Source organism: Angustibacter sp. McL0619 (genome assembly GCF_049994355.1).
Taxonomy (GTDB): Bacteria; Actinomycetota; Actinomycetes; order Actinomycetales; family Angustibacteraceae; genus Angustibacter.
The window spans coordinates 2718754-2740785 of the sequence record NZ_CP188257.1 but is presented as its reverse complement, the minus strand read 5'-3'; the positions used below and the strand labels follow the sequence as shown (position 1 = coordinate 2740785).

The 22032-nt window shown below is 68.6% G+C and carries 19 protein-coding genes; 10 read left to right on the top strand and 9 right to left on the bottom strand.

Translation table 11 applies throughout. The features are described 5' to 3' along the window. Nucleotides 1–23 precede the first annotated feature (23 nt). Together ACPPVT_RS12655 and ACPPVT_RS12650 are read left to right on the top strand one after the other, a co-directional pair. Nucleotides 24–413, top strand: coding sequence for an ester cyclase (locus tag ACPPVT_RS12655; protein WP_426560747.1), 390 nt, complete (start codon nt 24–26; stop codon nt 411–413). 36 nt (nt 414–449) lie between these two features. Further along, nucleotides 450–1844, top strand: coding sequence for an NAD-dependent succinate-semialdehyde dehydrogenase (locus ACPPVT_RS12650; protein ID WP_426560745.1), 1395 nt, complete (start codon nt 450–452; stop codon nt 1842–1844). A gap of 48 nt (nt 1845–1892) precedes the next feature. Here ACPPVT_RS12650 and ACPPVT_RS12645 read toward each other — a convergent pair whose 3' ends face one another. The 6 genes from ACPPVT_RS12645 to ACPPVT_RS12620 form a co-directional block, all read right to left on the bottom strand. Continuing rightward, nucleotides 1893–2972 (bottom strand): sulfite oxidase, encoded by a 1080-nt coding sequence (locus tag ACPPVT_RS12645; RefSeq protein WP_426560743.1) that lies wholly within the window; start codon nt 2970–2972, stop codon nt 1893–1895. A gap of 46 nt (nt 2973–3018) precedes the next feature. Beyond that, nucleotides 3019–3879, bottom strand: coding sequence for an enoyl-CoA hydratase/isomerase family protein (locus tag ACPPVT_RS12640; RefSeq protein ID WP_426560741.1), 861 nt, complete (start codon nt 3877–3879; stop codon nt 3019–3021). Nucleotides 3880–3913: 34 nt separating this feature from the next. Further along, on the bottom strand, nt 3914–5257 hold the full coding sequence (locus ACPPVT_RS12635; protein WP_426560739.1) for a Dyp-type peroxidase: 1344 nt from the start codon (nt 5255–5257) through the stop codon (nt 3914–3916). A gap of 33 nt (nt 5258–5290) precedes the next feature. Next, entirely contained in the window at nt 5291–6427 is a 1137-nt protein-coding gene (locus ACPPVT_RS12630; RefSeq protein ID WP_426560737.1) for a DUF4331 family protein, read from the bottom strand. 5 nt (nt 6428–6432) lie between these two features. Then, entirely contained in the window at nt 6433–7020 is a 588-nt protein-coding gene (locus ACPPVT_RS12625; RefSeq protein WP_426560735.1) for a hypothetical protein, read from the bottom strand. Nucleotides 7021–7179: 159 nt separating this feature from the next. Continuing rightward, the gene (locus ACPPVT_RS12620) at nt 7180–8364 is read right to left on the bottom strand and encodes a VOC family protein (protein ID WP_426560733.1); all 1185 of its coding nucleotides are present in this window, start codon (nt 8362–8364) and stop codon (nt 7180–7182) included. A gap of 150 nt (nt 8365–8514) precedes the next feature. On the opposite strand from ACPPVT_RS12620, the gene ACPPVT_RS12615 reads away from it, so the two are divergent. From ACPPVT_RS12615 to ACPPVT_RS12605, 3 genes are all read left to right on the top strand, one after another. Continuing rightward, nucleotides 8515–9162 (top strand): LuxR C-terminal-related transcriptional regulator, encoded by a 648-nt coding sequence (locus ACPPVT_RS12615; RefSeq protein ID WP_426560731.1) that lies wholly within the window; start codon nt 8515–8517, stop codon nt 9160–9162. 155 nt (nt 9163–9317) lie between these two features. Beyond that, nucleotides 9318–11393 (top strand): Calx-beta domain-containing protein, encoded by a 2076-nt coding sequence (locus ACPPVT_RS12610; RefSeq protein ID WP_426560729.1) that lies wholly within the window; start codon nt 9318–9320, stop codon nt 11391–11393. Nucleotides 11394–11747: 354 nt separating this feature from the next. Continuing rightward, nucleotides 11748–14360: a glycogen debranching protein gene (locus tag ACPPVT_RS12605; protein WP_426560727.1), complete on the top strand. Its 2613-nt coding sequence runs from the start codon at nt 11748–11750 to the stop codon at nt 14358–14360. A gap of 47 nt (nt 14361–14407) precedes the next feature. Here the strand turns inward: ACPPVT_RS12605 and ACPPVT_RS12600 are convergent, their stop codons facing one another. After that, the gene (locus tag ACPPVT_RS12600; RefSeq protein ID WP_426560725.1) at nt 14408–15145 is read right to left on the bottom strand and encodes a DedA family protein; all 738 of its coding nucleotides are present in this window, start codon (nt 15143–15145) and stop codon (nt 14408–14410) included. A 309-nt stretch (nt 15146–15454) separates the two neighbouring features. Here ACPPVT_RS12600 and ACPPVT_RS12595 point away from each other — a divergent pair, with 309 nt between their 5' ends. From ACPPVT_RS12595 to ACPPVT_RS12580, 4 genes are all read left to right on the top strand, one after another. Next, a complete protein-coding gene (locus ACPPVT_RS12595) occupies nt 15455–16870 on the top strand; it encodes an anaerobic C4-dicarboxylate transporter family protein (protein ID WP_426560723.1) in 1416 nt (471 codons plus the stop codon). Nucleotides 16871–16924: 54 nt separating this feature from the next. Further along, nucleotides 16925–18271, top strand: a complete 1347-nt coding sequence (locus ACPPVT_RS12590) for a M20/M25/M40 family metallo-hydrolase (RefSeq protein ID WP_426560721.1) — start codon at nt 16925–16927, stop codon at nt 18269–18271. Nucleotides 18272–18558: 287 nt separating this feature from the next. After that, entirely contained in the window at nt 18559–18951 is a 393-nt protein-coding gene (locus tag ACPPVT_RS12585) for an SHOCT domain-containing protein (RefSeq protein WP_426560719.1), read from the top strand. 105 nt (nt 18952–19056) lie between these two features. Continuing rightward, nucleotides 19057–19611, top strand: coding sequence for a DUF1269 domain-containing protein (locus ACPPVT_RS12580; protein ID WP_426560717.1), 555 nt, complete (start codon nt 19057–19059; stop codon nt 19609–19611). A 126-nt stretch (nt 19612–19737) separates the two neighbouring features. Here the strand turns inward: ACPPVT_RS12580 and ACPPVT_RS12575 are convergent, their stop codons facing one another. Beyond that, nucleotides 19738–20082 (bottom strand): hypothetical protein, encoded by a 345-nt coding sequence (locus ACPPVT_RS12575; protein WP_426560715.1) that lies wholly within the window; start codon nt 20080–20082, stop codon nt 19738–19740. Here ACPPVT_RS12575 and ACPPVT_RS12570 point away from each other — a divergent pair. Continuing rightward, entirely contained in the window at nt 20054–21478 is a 1425-nt protein-coding gene (locus ACPPVT_RS12570) for a threonine/serine ThrE exporter family protein (RefSeq protein WP_426560713.1), read from the top strand. The genes ACPPVT_RS12575 and ACPPVT_RS12570 overlap by 29 nt on opposite strands. A gap of 45 nt (nt 21479–21523) precedes the next feature. On the opposite strand, the gene ACPPVT_RS12565 is transcribed toward ACPPVT_RS12570, so the two are convergent. Continuing rightward, the gene (locus ACPPVT_RS12565) at nt 21524–21883 is read right to left on the bottom strand and encodes a YciI family protein (RefSeq protein WP_426560711.1); all 360 of its coding nucleotides are present in this window, start codon (nt 21881–21883) and stop codon (nt 21524–21526) included. Nucleotides 21884–22032: the final 149 nt, after the last annotated feature.

Sequence of the window (22032 nt, the reverse complement as noted above, 5' to 3'; positions counted from 1 at the left end):
GACTGCACGCCAGGGAGGCCCTCATGTCGGTCGAAGAGAACAAGGCTGTCGTCCAGCGGTTGGTGGAGATGGTGGACACCCTCGAACTGGATTCGTTGGAAGAAGTACTCAGCCCGGAGTTGGCCGGAGAATGGCGCGAGGTCCTGACGACGCTGCCCTTCAGTGATCATCACATGAAGATCACTGACATCGTCGGCGAGGGAGACCAGGTGGCGATCCGGGTCGCCACAAGTGGAGTCCATTCCGGTGAGTGGGAGGGAGTTCCAGCCACCGGCAAACGTTGGACGAACGTTGGCTTTGGTCTTGCCCGGCTGGACGGCGGGAAGATCGTCGCCGAGGCAATGTTGTTCGACGAGCTTGATCATCTCAAGCAGCTGGGGGCGACCATCGTGCCGCCAGCATCCAACGGGTAGGCGGTTCTAGCCGGCCACACACGGAGGGCTGTTCCGATGAGCGACTACCGGGTGGTCAACCCCGCCACGGGCGCGGTTGAGAGCGAGTACCTGACGGCCAGTGACACCGAGATTGCGGACATTCTGGCCCGCAGTAACGCGGCGTTCGCGGCGCTGGGCCGCACGACGCTGGGCGAGCGTATGGCGGTCCTGTACCGGGTGGCCGACCGCTACTTGGAGCGGGTCGACGCACTGGCAGCACTGATCACGCGGGAGATGGGGAAGCCCACGGCGGAAGCCGTCGCCGAGATCGAGTACGTAGCCGGCATCTACCGCTACTACGCGGACCAGGCCCCCACGCTGCTCGCCGACCAGCGACTCGACTCTGACTCGGACGGCATCGCGTTCGTCCGCAAGGCGCCCATCGGCTCACTGCTTGGAATCATGCCGTGGAACTACCCCTACTACCAGGTCGCCCGCTTCGCCGCCCCGAACCTGTTGGTCGGCAACACGATCATCCTCAAACACGCACCCCAGTGCCCCGAGTCGGCGCTCGCTATTGAGCGGGTCTTCCGCGAGTCCGGGCTCACCACGGACGCCTACCTCAACGTTTTCGCGTCCAACGACCAGGTCGCGCAGATCATCGCCGACCCGCGGGTGCACGGTGTGTCCGTCACGGGCAGCGAGCGGGCCGGCGCCGCGGTAGCCGCCGTCGCCGGCGCGAACCTGAAGAAGGTCGTCCTCGAGCTCGGCGGGTCGGACGCCTTCATCGTGCTCGACACCGCGGACCTGCCGGGCGTCGTCGACATTGCCGTGGCAGCCCGGATGAGTAACGCCGGGCAGGCCTGCAACGCCGCAAAGCGCTTCATCGTCGCGGATGGGCTCTACGACGAGTTCGTCGAGCGGTTCACTGCGGCGATGGCCGCGCAGACGACCGGCGATCCCACCGACGCGGCCACGTCGTACGGGCCGCTGTCCTCCGAAGCAGCTGCGGTCGGCCTGCTGGCCCAGGTCGAGGACGCTGTCGGCAAGGGCGCCACGTTGCAGACCGGTGGGCGCCGGCTGGACCGGCCGGGCGCGTTCGTCGAGGCGACGGTGCTGACCGATGTCACGCCGGGGATGCGGGCCTACCACGAGGAGCTGTTCGGCCCAGTCGCAGTGGTGTACCGGGTCCACGACGCGGATGAGGCGATCGCGCTGGCCAACGACACGACGTACGGGTTGGGGGGCGTGGTCTACCACTCCGACCCGGCGGTGGCGTTCGAGGTCGCCGACCGGCTCGACACCGGGATGGTATGGGTCAACGCGCCGGAGGGCGGCGGCCCGGAGTTGCCGTTCGGTGGCACCAAGCGGTCCGGTGTGGGGCGCGAGCTAGGCCCGTACGGCATCGACGAGTTCGTCAACCGCAAGCTCATCCACGTCCCGACTACGGCCGGCGCCGCTTCGTCCTGACCATCTACGGGCCGTGAAAGCTCGGGTCGTCAGCGTCCACGACCGTGCTCAGCAGATGTCGACGTAGGAGACCTCGATGGCGTTGTTGCCGTACCCGAGGCGGTTCCACGGCGGGACGTCGGGTTGGACGTTGCCGCCGGCGTCGGTGGCCCGTGCGCGCAGGGTGTGCCGGCCGATGTCCCGTGCCGGCCAGGCGAAGGACCAGTCCTGCCACTGGTGGGGGCCTCTGGCTGGCTCAAGCTCTGCCGGGTACCAGTCGCCCTCGCCGGTGAGGCTGACCTCGACGCGGGTCACGGGCCCGGTCCCGGACCACGCCTTGCCTCGGACGGTGTAGGTGCCAGGACTGATGATGGCTCCTGGTGCGGGATCGGTGATCCGCGCGCGCACGCGCATCAGGCTGACGGGTTCCTCTGGTCGGTCTGGCCACTGGTACATGTAGTGGCCGGTCTGGAACTCCCCGGCGTACGGCTCGGTGAGGACGTCGATGTGCTTGAGCCACTTGACCGAGGCGACGGCGTACCAGTGCGGCACGATGGCGCGGAACGGTGCACCGTGATCCGGACCGAGCGGCTCGCCGTTCATCTCGTAGGCGATCAGGATCCCGGACGCGGGGTCGACGGCGTGGGCCAGTGGGAGGGCTCGCACGAAGGACAGGTCGTCCTTGTTGGTCTCGGGCAGGATCGGCTTGAGGTGGTATGCGCCGTGGTCGGCACCCTCGAAGCGGACGTCGACCCCGGCTGCGATGGGACGTGCCAGGGCCAACACCTCGTGCAGGTAGGCACCAGTCCAGCGGGCGGTGGAGACCGCATAGTCGCCCCATGGCTCGCCGGTCGGTAGCGGGCGCATGTCGAGGCGCCCGTTTCCGGCGCACTCGAGCGTCACGGTCACCTCGGTGGCCGGCATGGCCCGCAGGTCGTCGAGGTTCAGCGTGATCGGGTTCTCCACCGCTCCACCGATCTCGAGCGTGCCGTCGTGTTGCGGGACGGCGAAGTTGCTGCGCACGTAGTGCAGCTCGGTCGGTGTGGTGTCCCCGCTGAGCGCCGCGGGAGGTGCCTCGGCGTTGTAGGGAGCGGGATTGATCATCAGGAGCGCCGCCCGCGCCGCCTCGAGCTCGCCTGCAGTTGCCATGTCGCAGTCTCCTTGGTCGGCTGGTGGGTGACGCCGAGCTGGGTGTTCAGTAGTCGGGATCGGCGAACGTCGGCTCGCGATCGTCGTTGAAGGCGCCGATGCCCTCGATGCGGTCGGGGTGGATGGCCGAACGCCAGTGCGAATCCATCATGATCGCGATGGCCTGCTCGATCGGTTGTCCTTCGCCGAGGCGGACAGCACGCTTGACTGCCTGCACGGCGGTCGGGGAATTGCTGGCGATCTTCTCGGCGATGCGCATCGCGGCATCCATCAGTCCGCTGGAGGGGTGGATCTCATTGACCATCCCGAGCCGATGCGCCTCGTCCGCCGTGATGGGGTCGCCGGTCATGAGCATCTGCAGTGCCTTGCCTGGGGGGAGCAGTCGCGGGAGCAGGGCAGGTGATCCGCCGCCCGCGGCAAGTCCGAGCATCGCCTCGGGTTGGCCGAAGGTGGCGTTCTCGGCGGCGATGATGAAGTCGGTGCTCTGTGCGAGCTCGGAGCCACCGCCGTAGGCGATCCCGTTCACCGCAGCGAAGATGGGCTTGCGCAGCTGGCGCACCGTGTAGAGGGTGCGGTCGAAGTCCTGGCGCTGGCGCAGCCAGTCCTCCTTGGTCATGTTCTTTCGTTGACGAAGGTCGCTCCCGACGGAGAACGCTCGGTCACCGGCGCCGGTCAGGACGACGACGCGGACAGCCGGGCGGACGGCGATGGTCTCGACGACCTCGGTCAGCAGCGCGCCCATCTCCGTGGTGATGGCGTTGTCGGCGCGCGGCCGGTTGAGGGTGATCACGGCGACCGCGCCGCCCGAGCGGTAGTCGACGGTCACCGGTGGCTCGGTCTGCTCGAGGTCGGATCCCGGCGGACCGAAGTCGAGCGTGTCCCACCGGTTGGTCCCTGCTGTGCTCATGGGCATGCCTCCGTTCTTGTCGCCGCGTGCGGTGCTACGAATCGAGCTCTGACAGCCAGCGCATCGCTCGCAGTCCCGGGGCGAAGAGGTACTCGCCGCCCCGGGTGACGACGAACGGAGGCAGCTCCTGCAGCCGACGTCGGATCGGGCGCTGGGGGATGGTGAAGCTGCCTGATCCGTCGTTGGCCCCCACGAGCGGGTCCTTCTCCTGCGGGGCGCCGATGAAGATGCCGTCGTTGAGCCACTGGGTCTTGACGAACTCGAACTGCCGCTTGAGGTGCGCTCCCGCGAAAACGAAGATGATGCCTCGGTCCACCCCGTCGTCCTCGAGCACGCCATCCGGGAGCATCGGCCCGTAGCTCGTTCCTCGCCGGATCATCCGGTGGAGCCGGACGTCGACACTGCCGTCCTGGTCGAGGGCGTCGCGCGGGTTGGCTCGTCGCGCGTGGGCCCCGACCGGGCACTTGAAACCACGGGGGTCGTCGCCGTAGCGGAAGTCGTTGTTACGGGCCGGGTCCGCGCCCAGCTCGACGTCGTCCACGTCCGGGGTGAGTGCGAGTGGCGCACCGCTTTGCCAGCGCCCCACCATCTTGGCGCCGAGGAGCGCCTCCTGGGTGCGGTTGGCAGCGCGCTCGCTCAGGTAGCGTCGGTAGGCCGCCACCCGGGTGTGCAGCTTGCGCAGCACCACGTACGTGCCGTTGCGCCCGAGGACGTCCGGGGTCGGCATCGGCGGCAGCTCCCCGGTCTCGTCGGGATAGCCGAGGATGAACTCACCTGCCCGCAGCGGGCGCTCCTGGCGGTTCCGCGGGGGTCGGCCGCTGCCTTCCACGGCCGGCTGACCGATCCCGTCCTTGAAGCCGAACGAGGTCCGCCCGTTCGGCAGCTGGTAACAGTCCTGCCGCCAGACGACCTCGATCCCGACCAGGTCCTGGTGGGCCTGGCGAGCCCGGTCGACGACCTCCTGGTGCCGCGCCTCATCGGGGGACAGGACCGCCAGTGCCACGTGCACCTCGCTGGTGCCGAACGGGTGCTCCCAGCGCTCGGGGCTGCTCTCGCCGACATCGCCCAGCTCTGCGGCGCGGCTCGCCATCCCGGCCCGGAACTCGGGTGCGAAGGAGTCCAGCGAAGCCTGCGGCACGCCCAAAACCTTCAGTCCCTGGTGCGTGAATCCCACGGTGACCGAGGTGCTCTCCGCGAGCTCGGCGGACCCGCGTTGGGTCTCCAGGATGCCGTGCAGCCGTCGGACAAGCTCGCGCCCCGCGACCACGTCATCGATCCGCAGCATCAGGTAGGTGCCGATGTACGGCGACGGCCGCTCGCGCAGCGCGCCGCTCTGGATGTCGTCCAGTTCCAGCGTGACGCCCTCTTCCGCGCTCACGACGTCACATCCCTTCTCTGCGCATCCCGCGGGTCAGTGGTGCGCCGGGAGCGCCGGCGGATCAGGGTTCGGCGGTGCCAGATAGGGGAAGGTGAGCGAGGCCGGCCGGCTGGAGCGGTCGACTCCGTCGCGGATGACCGGGCCGTCCCCGCCGTTCACCAGCTGGGTGAAGATCGTGTCCATCACGTCGTCGTTCAGGGTCCGGCCACCGCAGGTGCGGTGCAGCTCCCCGCGTCGGGTGGCCAGCTCGATCTCGAGGAACGAACCCTGCTCGACGTACGGCTTCGTGACGTCGACGACCAGGAAGTCCGCCAGCACCAGGTCGGTCAGCGGGTGACGGCCCCCGTCCCCGGCCGGCCAGTCGGTCTTGCCGTCGAGCCCGTCCCAGAAGGCCAGGTTGGCGTCCAGGCGCGCAACGTAGGCGCCGCGGTAGGTCTCGCCTAGCACGAAGGCATCCTCCATGTTGTAGAGGTCGCGGATCTCCAGGTCCCGGTTGACTGCATCGAACTGCTTGGGCGCGAGCATCATGTTCTTGACCTCCGGGCGCCCCACCCGTTCGATGCGGACGTTGATCGTCCCGCGCGTGAGCGTCTCGGCGATCACCGCGACCAGGTCGGCGCCTGGAAGTAGCGCGAGGTCGACCTCCAGGACGAGCCCGAGGACGTTCTTGCCGTCAAGGTAGATCGAGCTTGGATCGGTGAACGACAGCTCGCCGGTCGCGATGGTCTTCAGTGCGGCCGGAGCATCCATGATGAACGGGTCCCAGCGAACGCCGGCGAACGCGCGAACCCCGTGGCTGGCGACGCCGTCCGGCTCGTTCACCCGGAACGTGACGGACTGGCCTCCCGGTGTGGTGCACGTACCTTCCTGAGCAGCTTGGCCTCCGCCGGCCGGCTCCGCTGCTGGTGCTGAGAAGACGCAGTCGAACACGAACTCCTGCTCCGCGGTGGTCAGCAGCGACCCGTCATCGCCGTTTGCCGCAGCAACAGGGCGCAACCTGAAGCGATAGACCAGCCCGTCCGAGAACGAGGCGTTCGGTGGCGCAAAGGGAAGCGTGTTCATCACCAGCACGAGATGTCCGGGGCTCTGCGGGCTGGGGAAGGCATACACATCTGTGATGTCCGCTATGGGGTCCGCCAAGGCGCGAGGGCCGGAGATGTGGTCCGACATAGGCGTCAGTCGGCTGCCTCGTCGAGCAGGGGCCTCAACGCGGGGTGCTCGAGCGCCTGCGCTGCGTCCGGATGGTCGAGCACCTGCTGGAAGGCGGCGTTGACCCGCTGCGCCTTGCGGATCTCCTTGACTGTGCCGCCGTAGTTGCGGGCGTAGGCCGCTGCGGTCTGCTCCGCGCTGAGGACGAAGTCCTTCACCGCCGCCAGATCGGGCAGTCCGTCGTAGCCTTCCGTGTGCCGGAAGATCACGTCGAACAGGGTCAGCGTCGGCCCGGATGTGAAGAAGTCCTCCATGTAGGCATCCCACGGCCCGTCAAAACTGGTGATGAACGCCAGGCGGGTGTCGCCGTCGAACAGCACGAACCTCGCCTCGTGGATCGACTGGACCGCCATGTCGTAGTCCCCAGGCCGATAGCCGGGAGTGTCCTGAAGATCGCGCAGAGCCGTCCGCAGGGTCTGGCCTTCGCCCTGCTTGACGCGAAAGAAGAGGCTGAACTCGCTCGTCGGACCCACGCTCAGGCCAGGGCGGGATGCCTGCTCAGGTGCCACCATCTGCCTCCGTTGCCGAGTCGTGGGGGCCGCGCCGAGTGCCATTGCCTGCTGGCGCCCGTTCCGGACTCGCGGCCCGTTCTCGGATGGTAGGTCGCGCGTTTGATTTAGCGCCTCGCCCGTCCCGGGTGAGGCGTGGCAACAGGTGCCACCACGCGGCAGCGCACCCATCACCGTCGTCATGCGGCGCGTCGTCCCTGGCGTTCAAGCGTGGCGTGCCCCACTGACGATCACCATTTCGTTGCCTTCGGGGTCGGCGACCCGCCAGCGATCCTCCGACTCGTCAACGAGCCGGCCACCGGCTGCGACGGTCCTGGCGAGGCGCGTCTGCGCGAGGTCCGACGGCACGGCGAGCTCGAAGTAGATGCGGTTGCGCTGCCGGCGCCGCTCCACCTCCGAAGCGTCGAGCTCTTGGAACAGCAGCACCGGGTTCAGCCGCCGTGGATCGTGGATGTCGCTGACCCCGGCTCGTCGGTCGTGGCTGTATCCGAGTGCGGCGACCCAGAACGCGCGGACCGCGGCGACGTCGGCGGCGTCGAGGAAGAGCTGAGCGAAGCGCGGCAGCCCCGGATCCGCAGTGGCCCCTAGTTCGCGGGCGGCGGTCTGGAGGTTTGCGGCGAGGTCGGTGAAGTCGAGCTCGAGGCCGTGGGCGTCGTCCTCCGACTGGTCCTTACCGCTGTCGATGATCACGAGCCCGGGGCGCAGGTCGACCAGCAGCGGGAAGCCAGTGTCGTCGGCCAGCGCCGCTGCTGCGGCGGCCAGGTCACGCTGCTGCGTCGGCGAGGTGATGCGGTAGCACGCCATCGCGCTGAACACCGCCCGCCAGTCGGCAGTCTCGATCCTCTCGCCGAGCGCCGCGCCCGGCACCAGGTCGACCTCGTTGCCGTCGGGGTCGGTGTGACAGACCCCGAACGGTCCCGATGCCTGACCAAGACTCGCCTGCTCGACCGCCGCGGCCGGCCGCACCACGTCGAGGTGGATGCGGTTTCGCAACGGCCGTGGTTCGGTCGACTGCCGGATCCGTATCGCGGGGTCGCGGTGCAACGGATCCGCCAATCCGCCGTCCTCCCCAGGCGCGTAGTCCAGCACGCGCTGCCAGAACCACCTCACCCCAGACGGGTTCGCGGATTCGAACACGACGCTCAGCTGCTGCAGCACGGCAGGGCTTGCCGGCAGCCCGAGATCCTGCGCGGCCGCCGACACCGCCTCGGCGTGCTCGTCTGAGTCGAGGCGCACCCGCAAGCCTGTCGCGCGCAGGTCGACCACGATCTCGGCCGACAGCTCCACGATGCGCCCGGCCAGCGCAGCCCCCGCGATCAGCGAAGGCGCGTCGAACCATGCTGTCGCAACGCCATCGACCGCCCGCCAGTCCGTTCCGATCTCTGTCATGCCCGGCACTGTAGAGCTCATTCCGGACGATCTTCTCCCGGATAGTGGTCATGTCCCAGCCATGAGCGGACGATCATCACGGGACGCGGTTGAAGGCTCAACTGAATCTGTGGATGTTCGTGGCGCCTCAGGCGGTGGGACACTCCAGTGGTGGGCCATCCGATCAGACTCTTCTTCGTCTCACATGCGGAAGCCATTCGCGAACTCCTCGTCGATGTGTTCGACGCCGAAGACGCCTTCGAAGTCGTCGGGCAGTGCTCCAGCGGTGCGCAGGCTCTTGCATTGGTGCCGCACACGCCCATCGACCTGCTCCTGCCCACCCAGCTCCTGCCAGACACCTCCGGCACAGAGCTGTGCCGCACGCTCCTCCCACAGCTGCCGGGCACGCGTGCCCTGGTGCTCTCCAGCACGTGCGACGTCACCTTGCTCGCCGAGGCTCTGGACGCGGGGGCCGCCGGCGTGACGACGGTGTACCTGGACCAGGCGGGCTTCGACGACGCCCTGCTGAGGGCGGCCCGCGGCGAGACGGTCGCTCCGGCGGATGTGCTGCGCGCATTGCTGCGGCGCGAGCGGGAGCGGGGGACTGGTCCAGTTGCGAGCCTGACGCCGCTGGAGCGTGAGATCTTCGAGCTGATCGGGCAGGGGCTGAGAAATGCCGAGATCGCCGAACGGTTGCGGCTCGCACACGGAACCGTGCGCAACTACGTCACGCGGCTGATGGCCAAGCTCGGGGTCCAGCGACGGGCACAGGTGATAGCCATGGCCCTGCAGGCGGAGGCGATGGACAACCCGCGCTAGCGACACCACGCGGTGTCACTTCGGGTGCCGACGCAATCAGTGACAGTCCGCGGGGATCAGGTGACATAGGTCCCTAGGGGCGTCTGCCCGCAAACACCGAAGTCCAGAAGAGCGCCGCGACTCGGCGGCGCTGAGGAACTACGGGAGACACCTAAGTGAAGTGCATCAACAAGGCGGGCATCGGCGCTGCGATCGCAGCTGCTGTGACCGTGTCCGGCATTGGCCTCGGCGCCGGCTCCGCGTTCGCGGCCGCGACCCCCTCCGACTCCGTTCGCGACGGCAGCAGCTGGAAGGCGCAGGCGTTCGAGGCGTTCGACGGCGGCGGCAACGGCCACCTGACCCCGCGCGAGAGCGACGTTCAGGGCCCGGGGCGCGCGCCGTTCGGGACCGGTAGCCACCAGATCACCATCGGCGAGTCCACCGCGCAGGCCGAGATCTACCGGACCACTGACTTCGACGAGACCCACCTGGCTGACATCTCGCGGCTGGCGTACTCGACGTTCGCCCAGGCCAAGGCCGGCACTGACCCGCGGCAGCCGTCCGCGATGCGACTGGCGATCGACACCGACGGCGATGGCGAGCGCGATCACAAGCTGTACTTCTTCCCGGCCAACAACGCCGATCAGCAGCCGATCGACAACGGCGTCTGGCAGAACTGGGACGTGCGTAACGGTCGTCTCAGCGAGGACGGCGACGCCGGCCCGCACGCCACTGTGAGCTGGGACGACTACGTCGCCGCCAACCCCACGGCGACCATCGTCTCGGAGCACTCCGACTCCTACTCCAACGGCGGCGGCCTGGGGCTGCTGACCGGTGGCGCGCTCTCCGGCAACGGGGACTCGCAGATCAACGGCGAGTACTTCGTCGACCGGGTCATCGTCGGCGTCCGTGAGTCCACGACGCTCTACGACCTGGGCCTGAACGGCACCACGGCCGCGCCCGCCAAGGCGCTGACCGTCGAGCCCGGGCACCTGCAGGGCTGGGACCAGCAGGCGTACGACTACGTGAGCGGCACCCCGCTGGCTCTGCACCAGTCGTTCGTCCGCGGTGCGGGCACGGCGCCGCACGGCCTGGGCAGCATGCGCTTCGAGCTCAACAACGACAGCAACCCGAACCGGGTCGAGCGCCTGCGCACCTCGGCTCTGGACGGCATGCTCGTGCGGGACCTGAGCAAGCTGACGTTCAGCACGCTGCAGCAGCCGGACGCCGACAACGCGACCCCGCAGCAGCCGGTGTACCTGCGGGTCAACATCGACACCAACGGTGACCTGAACGACGACGAGCGGATGTACTTCTACCCTGGCAACAACGCCGGGCAGCAGACCGTGGCGCAGGGCACCTGGCAGAAGTGGGACGCCGGCTCCGGCAAGTGGAGCATCGGCTCGGGTGACACCGGCCCGGAGAACGCGGTCACCCTCAAGGCGTTCCTCGCCGAGCACCCGGACGCCACCATCGTGGCGAACCCCTCCGGCGGTGGCGGCGTCGCCTTCCAGGTCGGCGGCGGCGGAACGTCGCAGATGAACGGCGCCTACTACCTCGACGACGTCGTCATCGGGACCGCCTCGGCGGGCAACGGCTCTGTGCTGAACAGCACGTCGTACGACCTGGAGCCGACTGTCGTACCGCCGACGGTCGCGATCGGTGACGCGCGCGTCGTCGAGGGCAACTCCTCGGTCAACGCCGTGTTCCCGGTCACGCTCAACGGTCCGGCGGACTACGACGTCAACGTCAACTTCGCCACGACGTCGGGCACCGCCAAGGGCGGCAGCGACTACGTCACTCGCACCGGCACCGTGACCATCCCCAAGGGGAAGACCACGGGCGCCATCTCGGTGAAGGTCGTCGGTGACAAGGTCCGCGAGGCCAACGAGACCTTCGCGGTTTCGTTGTCCGGCGCCAGCTACGGCTCTATCGCCGACGCGAAGGCGACCGGCACGATCGTCAACGACGACCGGACCGTCGGGATCAAGGTCGCAGCCACCGGCAGCGGCCACCTGAGCGCCGCGGTCACCACGACGTCGGCCGCGCCGAAGTCGACGGTGTCGCTGTACACCGTCGCCTCCACCGGCAAGCACACGCTGGTCGCCAAGGGCACCCTGGACGCCGGCGGTCGTCTCACCTTGAAGCCGACCAAGGCTTACAAGGTCGGCAGCAGCGTGACCCTGGCCGCCGTGGTGGCCACGTCCGCGGGCACGTACGAGTCGGCGAAGGCCAGCGTCCGAATCCGCTGACGAGGTCCGACCGCAACACCCAGCGCTGGGGCGCGGCCCGCACGGGCCGCGCCCCAGCGTCGTCGTCTGCGCGCCGTGGTTGCAGCGGACTGGTGGTGATCACCACCAGTCCGCTGCAACCACCCCTGCAACGATGCGGCTAGGTCAACGCCACAGCTCGGCAGTTCCCGTATTCCCGAAGGATTCCGAGGCTCGATGCCGGTGTGGTGGAGGGTGCCGAGTAACCCTCGATGGTCACGGACAGTGGTTGCGGTCGCAAATCCGGCTCACCTGTGGGAAGGTGCGGCCGAAGGCGGCAGGTTTGTCCGGATTGACGCCGGTTCGCCCGCTGCGCGGCTGATGAAGGAGTGCCACATGTCTCGCAGGTTCGTGGCCACGACGGCCACGGTGTTCGTGATGGCCGCGATGTCGATCTGGGGGCAGGGGCTGGCCAGCGCGGCCTCGTCCGGGGCGGCCAGACCTGCGCCGTCCGGGCCGGAGCTGTCGACCAGCAGCCGGCTGCAAGATCGGCGCGAGGTCGCCGCCGGCACGCGGGCCTACTCGATCGGCTTCGAGGACGGCCGGTTCTATGCGAACGGCTGGCACATCACGGGCGAGATGGGCGGTGTGTGGACGCCGCCGCTGAAGCTCCTGGACGGCGTGTGGTTCGGGCTGGACGACCAGTGGGTCGGGCCGGCGACGACCTTCACCAGCGGCCAGGGCTACACGCGGTACGCGTTGCCCGACACCAGCGGCCTGCAGGTCCGGCGCACCGATTTCGTGCCGGACGGCTCGCGCGGCGCGCTGTTCGGCCTGACCATCACCAACCCCGGCGCAGCCCGGACGGCGAAGCTGTCAATCGACGCCCGCTCCGAGCTGATGGGACAGTTCCCATGGGGTTTCAGTGGCCTGACGCCGAATGCGTCGGACAACCTGCCTGACCACGGCCAGTTCACCGGGCAGAACCTCGCGTTCACCGACGACGGCGCCCTGCCAGGCACGCCGACGCACCACTACGCGGCGCTCGTCGGAACCTCCGCCAAGCCTGACTGGGGCGCGGTCGGCGACGGGTTCTGGGGCCCGCAGCCGGGGCATCGTTGCACCGGGACCGAACCCGGCGCGCCCGCCGACCCCAAGCCGTCGCAATGCGACGACGGCCCGTTCGGCCACGGTGTCGGCGGCCAGCTGACCTACTCCGTGAAGCTGGCGCCCGGCGCCTCGAAGACCGTGTGGCTGGCTGTCGCCGGCTCCGACCACGGGATGACGGCAGCCCAGCACGAGCTGCGCAAGACGCTGCGCAACCCCGACGCCGCGCTCGCGGCGAAGGTCGCCGCCCGCAAGCAGCTGGCCGGCAGGACGAAACTGTCCCTGCCGGGGGACCGGGTGCTGCAGGCCGCGGTCGACTGGGGCAAGCAGAACCTCGCCGACCTCACCCAGAGCGCGCAGAACCTGCGGGTTCGCTGGACCAACCAAGGCACCCAGTTCCCGGCGCCGTTGGGCACGGTGCCTGAGGCGACCTGGATCGGCGCGGGCTTCCCGGACTACCCGTGGATGTTCGGCACCGACGCGGAGTACACGTCGTTCGCCGCGGTCTCGGTCGGGCAGTTCGAGTCGATCGAGGGCCATCTGCGTGCGCTGCGCGACGTCTCTGACCTGCTCAACCAACGCTCGGGCGTCGTCACCCACGAGGTGGTCTCGGACGGCTCGGTCTACTTCGGCCACGACTCGCGTCGGACCAACCCGGACGGCACCACCGCCTACGACTTCAACACCGACGAGACGGTGAAGTTCCCGAGCGCCGTCGCGCTGGTCTGGCGCTGGACCGGGGATAACCGCTTCCGCGACCAGATGTACAACTTCACCGTTCGGAACCTGCGCTACGTCGTGAACCAGCTGGACGCCGACCACGACGGCTGGCCGGAGGGTCTTGGCAACGTCGAGCGCACCGGGATGGGCCCGGAGAAGCTGGACAACACCGTGTACCTGATCCGGGGTCTCTACGACCTGGCCGACATGGCGTCGTCCAAGCACGACACCGGTACCGCCACCTGGGCCGGCCGGCTCGCCGACGGGCTGGCGCAGCGGTTCGACAGCACGTGGTGGGATGGCGCTGCGCAGCAGTACGCCGACTCGCTGAACGACCCCGGCAACATGCAGAGCTTCCAGAAGCACTGGATCGGCCAGACGCCGATGGAGGCCGAACTGCGGGTGGCCGGCCGTGAGGTACCCGGCCTGGCCCCCTACCAGCACGGCGACACCGCGGCCGCCGGGCGCGAGAACGACTGCTTCAGCGGCACCCCGCCGTTCAACCCCGGCCTGTTCCACACCGCCTGCGGCGGTGGCGCCAGCGGCACTGGCGAGAAGGTCATCTTCGGCCTGACCACCTCGATCCAGTCGATCGCCGAGGGCAACTACGGCCGGCTCGGTGCCGGCCAGCAGCAGCGCTACACCAACGCGCTGGCGCAGACGATGTTCGCCGAGCCGGCGACCGGCGGCACGCCGGACGAGCAGCCGGGCGCGATGCCGGAGATCTTCCCCTCGCCGGACCAGGGCGCGAACATCGACCGCTGCTGGACGTGCCGGTCCATGTTCATGCAGGCCTGGGGCAACTACGGCACGGCCTGGGCGGTCGTGCACCAGTGGCTCGGCGTCCAGCCGGATCTGGGGCGGCGCCGGCTGTCCTTCATCCCGCAGGTACCGGCCGGCCAGCGGACCGTCCAGGGCAGTGACATCAGGCTCGGCGCCGGCTCGGCGGACGTCCTCGCCACTCACGTCGGTGCTACGTACCGGACCCGGGTCAACGCTCCCGCCAGCACCGGCGCATACCAGATCGTCATCGGCCAGACGTTGCCGCACGGCGTGCGACCGTCATCCGTGCTGCTCGATGGACACGTCGTCGACGGCTACCAGGTCACGCAGACCAACCGCGGCAGCGAGGTCAGCGTGCCCACCTCGCCGGGACGTCACACGCTGGTGATCACCGAGTAGCCGGCAGCAGCCGGCCAGTGGACGACGTGCGGACCGGATGTCCGACGTCAGGGTGCAGTCCGCCCGCGGGTGGCGAGGGTTCGGCGGTGACGTCGCATGCTGAGGAACACGATCGCCAGCGCGACGGTGGTCACCAGTCCAGAGACGACGACTGAGGCGAGCGGATACTCTCCCAAGCTCAGGCCGATCCAATAGGCCATCGCGCAGGTGTAGACACTCCACAGGACACCGCTCAGCACTGACCAGAGAAGGAACCGACGGTAGGCGATTCGCGACAGGCCCATCGTGGCGTTCACCACGAATCGCATGCCGGGCACGTAGCGTCCACCGACGATCAGCGCGGGTGCGCTGGAGTCCATGAGGTCCAGCGCCTGGCGGACGTTGGCATTGGCCCGAGCGCGGTCGACCTGGGGCTCGATCCTCCTCGAGTAGCGGCGGGCCAGCCAGAACAGCGCTGAGTCACCCGCGATCGCGCCCAACGCACCCATCACCACGATTGGCCAGAGCTCGAGCCGACCCTGCGCGGCCGCCGTCGAAGCCGCGTTCAGGGTCGTCTCCCCGGGAAAGATGGGGATTACGGCGTCCAGTGCCACCAGGACGAAGACGGCCAGGTAGGACCGTCCAGGATGACTGGGATCGATGAACGTGATCCCGTCGCCGGTCGCCATGTACTGGACCGCGGCGACGCAGCACACCAGGACGGCGAGCGCGCCCGCCGCGAACGCCGCCTTTCGGCGCCACGACAGACTGCGCCATCGCACCGTCGCGGCGTGCAGGAGCGGCATCAGAACACCAGGCCCTCGAACCCGAAGGTGGGCGGGATCAAGGGATCACCCGACGACAGATCATTGGAGCCACCACATCCAGCTGCTCTGGTTCGACCCGGAGGTTTGCCTCGGGCGGGGGCAAAGCCACGACCATCATGGACCATGGGTCGCCGCTCAGGAAGCGGCCGGCCTCGACGGTGACAACTGCCTCTGCGACTATCGCCGCGCGAAGTGACCCTGTTCGATGGTTCTCTTGATTTCGCCCCACGATGGGACGACAGTGAGCCCGCAAGTGCCGTCGACCGGTCACGTTGAAGGGGGGACACCATGGATGATCTGGTCGTTGTCTTTGAGGGTCTTGTCGTCCTCGCTGCGATTTTCCTCGGCGTCCGCATGGGGGGTATCGGTCTCGGACTGTGGGGAGTGGCCGGTACGGCCGTGCTGGTGTTCGGCTTCCAGATGGATCCCGGTAGTCCGCCGGTCGACGCGTTCTTCATCATCATCGCGGTCATCACCGCTTCGTCGGCGATGCAGGCCGCGGGTGGGATCGACTGGCTGGTCTCCATCGCCTCGCGGATCATCCGAGCCAACCCCAAGCGGATCACGATCGTCGCGCCGCTGGTTTCGTTCGTCTTCACGGTCGGTGCGGGGACGTCGAACATCTACTTCGCGCTCATCCCGGTCATCAACGAGACGGCGTATCGCAACGGCATCCGGCCCGAGCGCCCGTTGGCGTCATCGACCGTGACTTCGGCGCTCGGCATCACCGCGAGCCCGGTGTCGGCAGCGATGGCGGCCTATCTGACGCTGCTGCCGGACGACTTCACGCTGACCGACATCCTGATGATTACCATCCCGGCCTCGATCGTTGCGTGCATCGCGACCTCGCTTGTGCAGCAGCGCATCGGTGCCGAGCTGAAGGACGACCCCGAGTACCTGCGACTGGTTGCCGCGGGCGAGGTCGAGGTCCCGGAGCAGGTGATGGCCGAGCTGCCGGCAGAGACCCGCGCGGCCGCAGCGGCCGCTGCGGCGCGTCGGCCGGCTTCCGCGATCGTCACGGAGGAGCGCAGCGCGAGCGAGGTCGCCTCGGACGTAGCCCATGGGCGGACCAGTGCGCTGATCTTCCTGGCCGGTGTGGCCTTCATCGTCATCATGGGTCTGTTCGAGGACCTGCGGCCCACTGTCGGCACCGGTGAGGACGCCGGTCCGCTGAGCATGACGGTCGTGATCGAGCTCGCCATGTTCACCGTCGCGCTGATCATCTTGCTGGTCGGCAGGATCGCCCCGGCGAAGGTACTCGAGCAGCCGTTGCTCTCCGCAGGCATCGTCGCGGCGATAGCCCTGTTCGGCATCGCGTGGATGGCGGACACGTTCATCGCCGGCAACCCGCAGATCATCGAGTGGATGGGGTCCGTGGTGAAGGACCATCCGCTGTTCCTGGCCGTCGCGCTGTTCCTGGTCTGCGGGTTGACCACGAGCCAGTCCGCAACCACTCGCACGCTGATCCCGATCGCCCTCGCCGCGGGCATGTCACCGGCGATCATCACGGCGATGTGGCCGTCCCTGGTCGGGGTCTGGTTGTTCCCCGCGAACGGTTCGCAGATCGCCGCGGTCGCCATCGACAAGACCGGGACGACCAAGCTGAGCCAGGTCCCGGTCTGGCACTCGTTCACGATCCCGATGCTGGTGTCGTGGGTGAGCGTGGTCGCGGTCGGCCTGGCGATCGCAGCCGTCGTGAAGTGACTCGCAAGCCGGTCATCCTGAACGCCGACACAAGCAGTTGCTGAGAGGGACACGATGGAGATCGAAGAAGCCCGCACGCGCGTCGCCGAGCAGATGCCGCAGATGCTGACCGACCTGATGGCCTTGGTTGAGGTTGCGTCCGTGGCCTTCCCCGGCTACCCGCCTGAGCCGGTGGAGGAGATGGCGCAGCGCACGCTTGAGCTGTTCCGGGACGCAGGTTTCGCCAACGCCCGACTGATGGACGTACCGGACGGCTACCGGCCGGTGTACGGCGAGATCGCCGGGCCGCCCGGCTCGCCGGTCGTGATGCTGTACGCGCACTACGACGTTCAGCCGGCGCCGATGGAGCAGGGCTGGACGAGCGACCCGTGGATGCCGACCCGCAAGGACGATGGGCGCATCTACGGCCGCGGGATCGCTGACGACAAGGGCGGTCTGGCGATGCACCTGGGAACGCTCCGCGCCTTCGACGGCAAGCCGCCGTGCACTGTGCGGTTGATCGTCGAGGGGATGGAGGAGACGAACAGCAACCTCGAAGTGTTTGTGGAGAGCCACCCCGAGCTGTTCGACGTCGACCTGTTCGTCATCGCGGACATGGGCAACCTGCGCGTCGGTGAGCCGGTCCTGACCACGACGCTGCGCGGGGACGTGGCCTGCGTCGTGACGGTGCGCACTCTTGAGCACCCGTTGCACTCCGGCGTGTTCGGCGGCGCCGCCCCAGACGCGATGATGTCGCTGGCGCGCCTGCTTGCCACACTGCAGGACGACGACGGCAACGTCGCGGTCGACGGCGTCACGAGGTTCAGCTGGGACGGCGTCGACATGTCCGCCGAGGAGTTCGCGGACAGTGCTGACCTGCTGGACGGCGTGCAGGTGGTCGGTGTGCCGTCGATTGCGGACACCTTGTGGGCGCAGCCTTCCGTATCGGCGATCGGCGTGGACATGACGTCGATCGCCGGCTCGTCGAACGTGCTCATTCCCGAGGCCGCGGCGAAGATCTCGATGCGCATCGTGCCAGGTGCGGACCCGGTCGCTGAGCTGGACGCGCTGGTCCGGCATCTGGAGTCCCACGCGCCATGGGGCGCGCAGGTCTCGGTCGAACGCACGAAGGAGGCACCGCCGTTCCGGTGTGCTACGGACGGTCCGGGCTACGCAGCGGCACGCGCCGCGCTGGCCGACGCCTACGGCAAGCCCGTGGGCGAGGCCGGCTCGGGTGGCTCAATCCCGCTCCTGAAGACGCTGCAGGGCGTCGCACCCCGGGCCGAGTTCATCCTGTGGGGGCCTGAGGACGTTGCCGGTGCACGCATCCACGCCTCCGACGAGAGCGTCGACCCGGTCGAGATCGAATCGATGACCGTCGCGCAGATCCTTCTTCTCGACCGTCTCGCGTCGCAGGTATGACTGGCGGTCTGGGCCGCGTCCGGCGAGCACTAACGCACCGACGTCAACCCCCCGACCGACTCTGGCTTTGCCCCCCGGCGTCAGCGATGATCGTTGAGGCGGTCGTCCCGGCAGACCCGAGGGGAGGGGGCACGTGACGCGAACCGGCCCGCTCGGTCGTGGCCAGGGCGACGCTGCTCGATTCCGCGGTGCCGGCTGTCTGGCTTCGCTGGACGACCGACCGCGACGAGGGGCAGTTCTGGTCCGCCACCGCAGGAAGATCTTCAACGCACACGAGAGGGAATGAAATGGACGCAATGACCACCAGCTTCGGCGAGGTTCTGCTCTGGAGCTTCTGGTTCTTCATCTGGATCGCCGCGCTGATGGTGTGGTTCCGCTGCCTCTTCGACATGTTCAGCGACAGCTCGCTGAGCGGCTGGGGCAAGGCCGGCTGGGCCATCCTGCTCATCTTCGTGCCATGGCTCGGTGCGCTGATCTACCTGATCGCCCGGGGCAAGAGCATGAACGAGCGCCAGATGGCCGAGCTCGTGAGGCGCCGGGCCGCCCAGGACGACTACATCAAGCAGGTCGCCGCCCCGTCAGGTCCGACGGAGCAGATCGCCAACGCCAAGTCGCTGCTGGACTCGGGCACCATCACCCAGGCCGAGTTCGACGCGCTCAAGGCCAAGGCGCTCGCCTGAACCTTCGACCCGGCAGTGTCCGGGGCTGCCAGCGTGGCCAGTGCGATCCATTCCTTCGAACGAGGAGACACCATGAGTGACAACAGTTCTAGCGACACCCCCGACGTGAGCGCGGCCGCCGCCATCGTTTCCGACGGCGCGTACACCCTTTTCGTCGCCGATTTCGCCGACACCGAGACCGCATGGCAAGCGTACGAGGCCCTCAAGGAGATGGAAGACGGCCGCCACGTCGAGGTCGAGGGCGTGGTCGTCGTCGAGCGTGGGGCCGACGGCGAGCTGAACATCCACCGGGCCACCGACCACAGCACGAAGCGAGGTCTGACCTGGGGGCTGGTCGGCGGGGCCGTACTGGGCGTCATCTTCCCGCCTTCGATCATCGGCAGTGCTGCAGCCCTCGGCGTCGGCGGTGCGGCTGTCGGCAAGGCACGCCAGCTGCATCACCGCAAGGAGATCGCCGACCGGTTGGAGAACGCCATCGCACCGGGACACTCGGGCATCGTGGCCTTGGTCTCCGACCCCGGCGCGGTGAAGATCCGCAACGCGCTGGCCGCTGCCGAGGCGATCGTCGAGTCGACCGTGGACAGTGTGACTGCCAGCGACCTGAAGGCCGCCGCCAAGGAGGCGGAGGCCGAGCAGGAAGGCAAGGACTCCTCGGACTGACGAGGGGTGCGATGGGACTCTCCCCTAGATCGGTCAGCCACCGGGCGGGCGTAGCTCGCCCGGTGGCGGACGGGGAGGCGACGACCGCCCTCTCGGCAGCCACGCATCGAAGGGCGTTGTGGTGACTCAGGGTCCGGCAGCTGCTATTGCCCTCTTGGCGTTGCCGCAGGCGGCCACGCCGAGCCCGACGCAGGGCGAGCAGTCGCCAACTCCAACAGCCACACCGACCGCGTCCGGCACCCCGACCCCGACGACATCCGAGCCGACCTCGACAGCGGACGCGACGCCGACGGTCTCGGCGACGACGTCAAGCACCCCGACAAGGGTTACCCCGACCGCTTCCGTGCGGCCTTCGGCGAGCGCACAACCCACGCCGGGAACCGGTGTCAGCCAACCCGCGGCCGCCACCTCGACGCTGCCGTCCGCCACGATCGTGGTGGCCGTGGCCGTCCTGGCGCTGGCGGCGCTCATCCTCGCGGTCTCGGGTCGGCGGGCGCGGAAGGTGCGCCGTGGCGAGGCTGTGGCGACCGACACGCCCGGACAAGCGGAGGCCGGGTCGCCGACCAGGAACGATTCGGAGTCCGTCCCGCAGCAAGAGACGGTCGCCTTCCTGGCGGCCCTGGGCAAGGCGATGGTTGACTCCGGGGACCCGGTCACGCACATCCAGGACACGCTGCGCCGGGTCGCGGAGACCAACGGCGTCAGTGCCACCGGGATCGTCGTCCTGCCGACCGCGCTGATCGTGTCGCTGCCCGGCGAGCGGGAGGTGCTGACATCGGTCACCGTGGCCGGCGTCTCACCGCTGCGGTTGGACCAGGTCGATGCGGTGTACGCCGTCGCCGATTCCGCCGCGCGCGGACGGCTCGGGCCGCGCGAGGGCCTGTCCGCGTTGCAGGCCGCGAGCACCAGCAGTGCCCCGTTCTCCACGCCGGCCACCGTGGTCGGCCACGTCGTTCTCACCGTGGGCCTGGCGATCATCCTGGGAGGCAAGGCGATCGACCTCGCCGTTGCCGCCGTCCTCGGCGCCGCAGTCGGGCTTGCTCGGGTCGCCACCCGAAGGGTGACGTTCGCCTATCAGGTGTTCGTTCCGGTCCTGTCCGCGTTCGTCGTCGCCACCGTTGTCTTCCTGCTGCCCCGCACCGGTCTGGACGTCGGCGTTCTGGCCCCCCTGATCGCTCCACTGGTCATGTTCCTGCCCGGTGCGCTGCTGACGACGTCGGTCATCGAGCTTGCCACCGGTCAAATGGTCTCCGGTGCGAGCCGTCTCGTTGCGGGCCTCATGCAACTGACCCTGCTCGCATTGGGGATCCTCGTTGCGGCGCAGCTGGTCGGGACCCCGGCAATCCAGGTCAGTGGTGCGGACTCGAGCACCCTCAACGACCTGGCGCCGTGGCTCGGTGTCGCCGTGTTCGGCGTCGGCGTCGTCGTCCATCGTTGCGCTCGTCGGCGGGCCGCCGGCTGGATCCTGCTGGTGCTGTACGTCGCGTACGCAGGGCAGGTGCTGGGCGGGTTCCTGCTCGGCGGCGCACTCTCCGCCTTCACCGGCGCGCTGCTGATGACCCCGGTCGCGGTGTATGTCGCCACCTTGCCCTCCGGACCGGCCACCATGGTCAGCTTCCTACCTGCTTTCTGGCTGCTGGTGCCCGGTGCGCTAGGGCTGGTCGGGCTGACGCAGGTCCTCGGGCCAAGCCGAGTGAGCGGGTTCGAGTCGTTGCTGACCACCGGTGCGGCCATGATCGGGATCGCGTTCGGCGTGCTGCTGGGGCTCGCCGCCGCCACTGGTCTCGAAAGTCTCGCCCGGTTGGGCCCGCGGGGCAGGTACGCCGGGCAGGGGACGACGGCCGGTCAAGCGAGAGTGGGCCGGTAGGCCGGTCAAGAGCTCGGCGGCAGTTGAGTGCGCTTCAGGCAAGAGTCATGTGGCCCGGGGTTGCGGCTTAAAGCGGCGAACCTCGTGGGGCCAGCCGCACGCCTGCGCGACCTTGCCCGCCCACATCTTGGCGGCCTCGTCGTCGGCCACGTCCACCACGGCGAACCCGCCCAGAAACTCCTTGGTCTCGACGTACGGTCCGTCGGTGATCATCAGGGTGCCGCTCGTGGTGTCGGCGCTGTAGACCGGGCCGTCCTCCTCCTCCAACCCCCCGGCGAAGACGTACACGCCGGCTGCCTTCATCTCCTCCACAACCGCCATTGCGAGCGGCCCCCGTCCCCGGAACCACTCCTCGGTGTGATCGCCCACCCACTGTTGGTTGAAGTACATGAGGTACTCGGCCATGACGGCTCTCCTTCTCCTGTGGTGGACCCGGTGGTCCGCACTCACCTACACCACGAGCGGCGACAGGCGAATCCGACACGGCCATCCGGAATGAACCACAAATGTTGGCGTGGCAGCGGAGGTTACTCGCCCGCACACCTGTCGCTCGG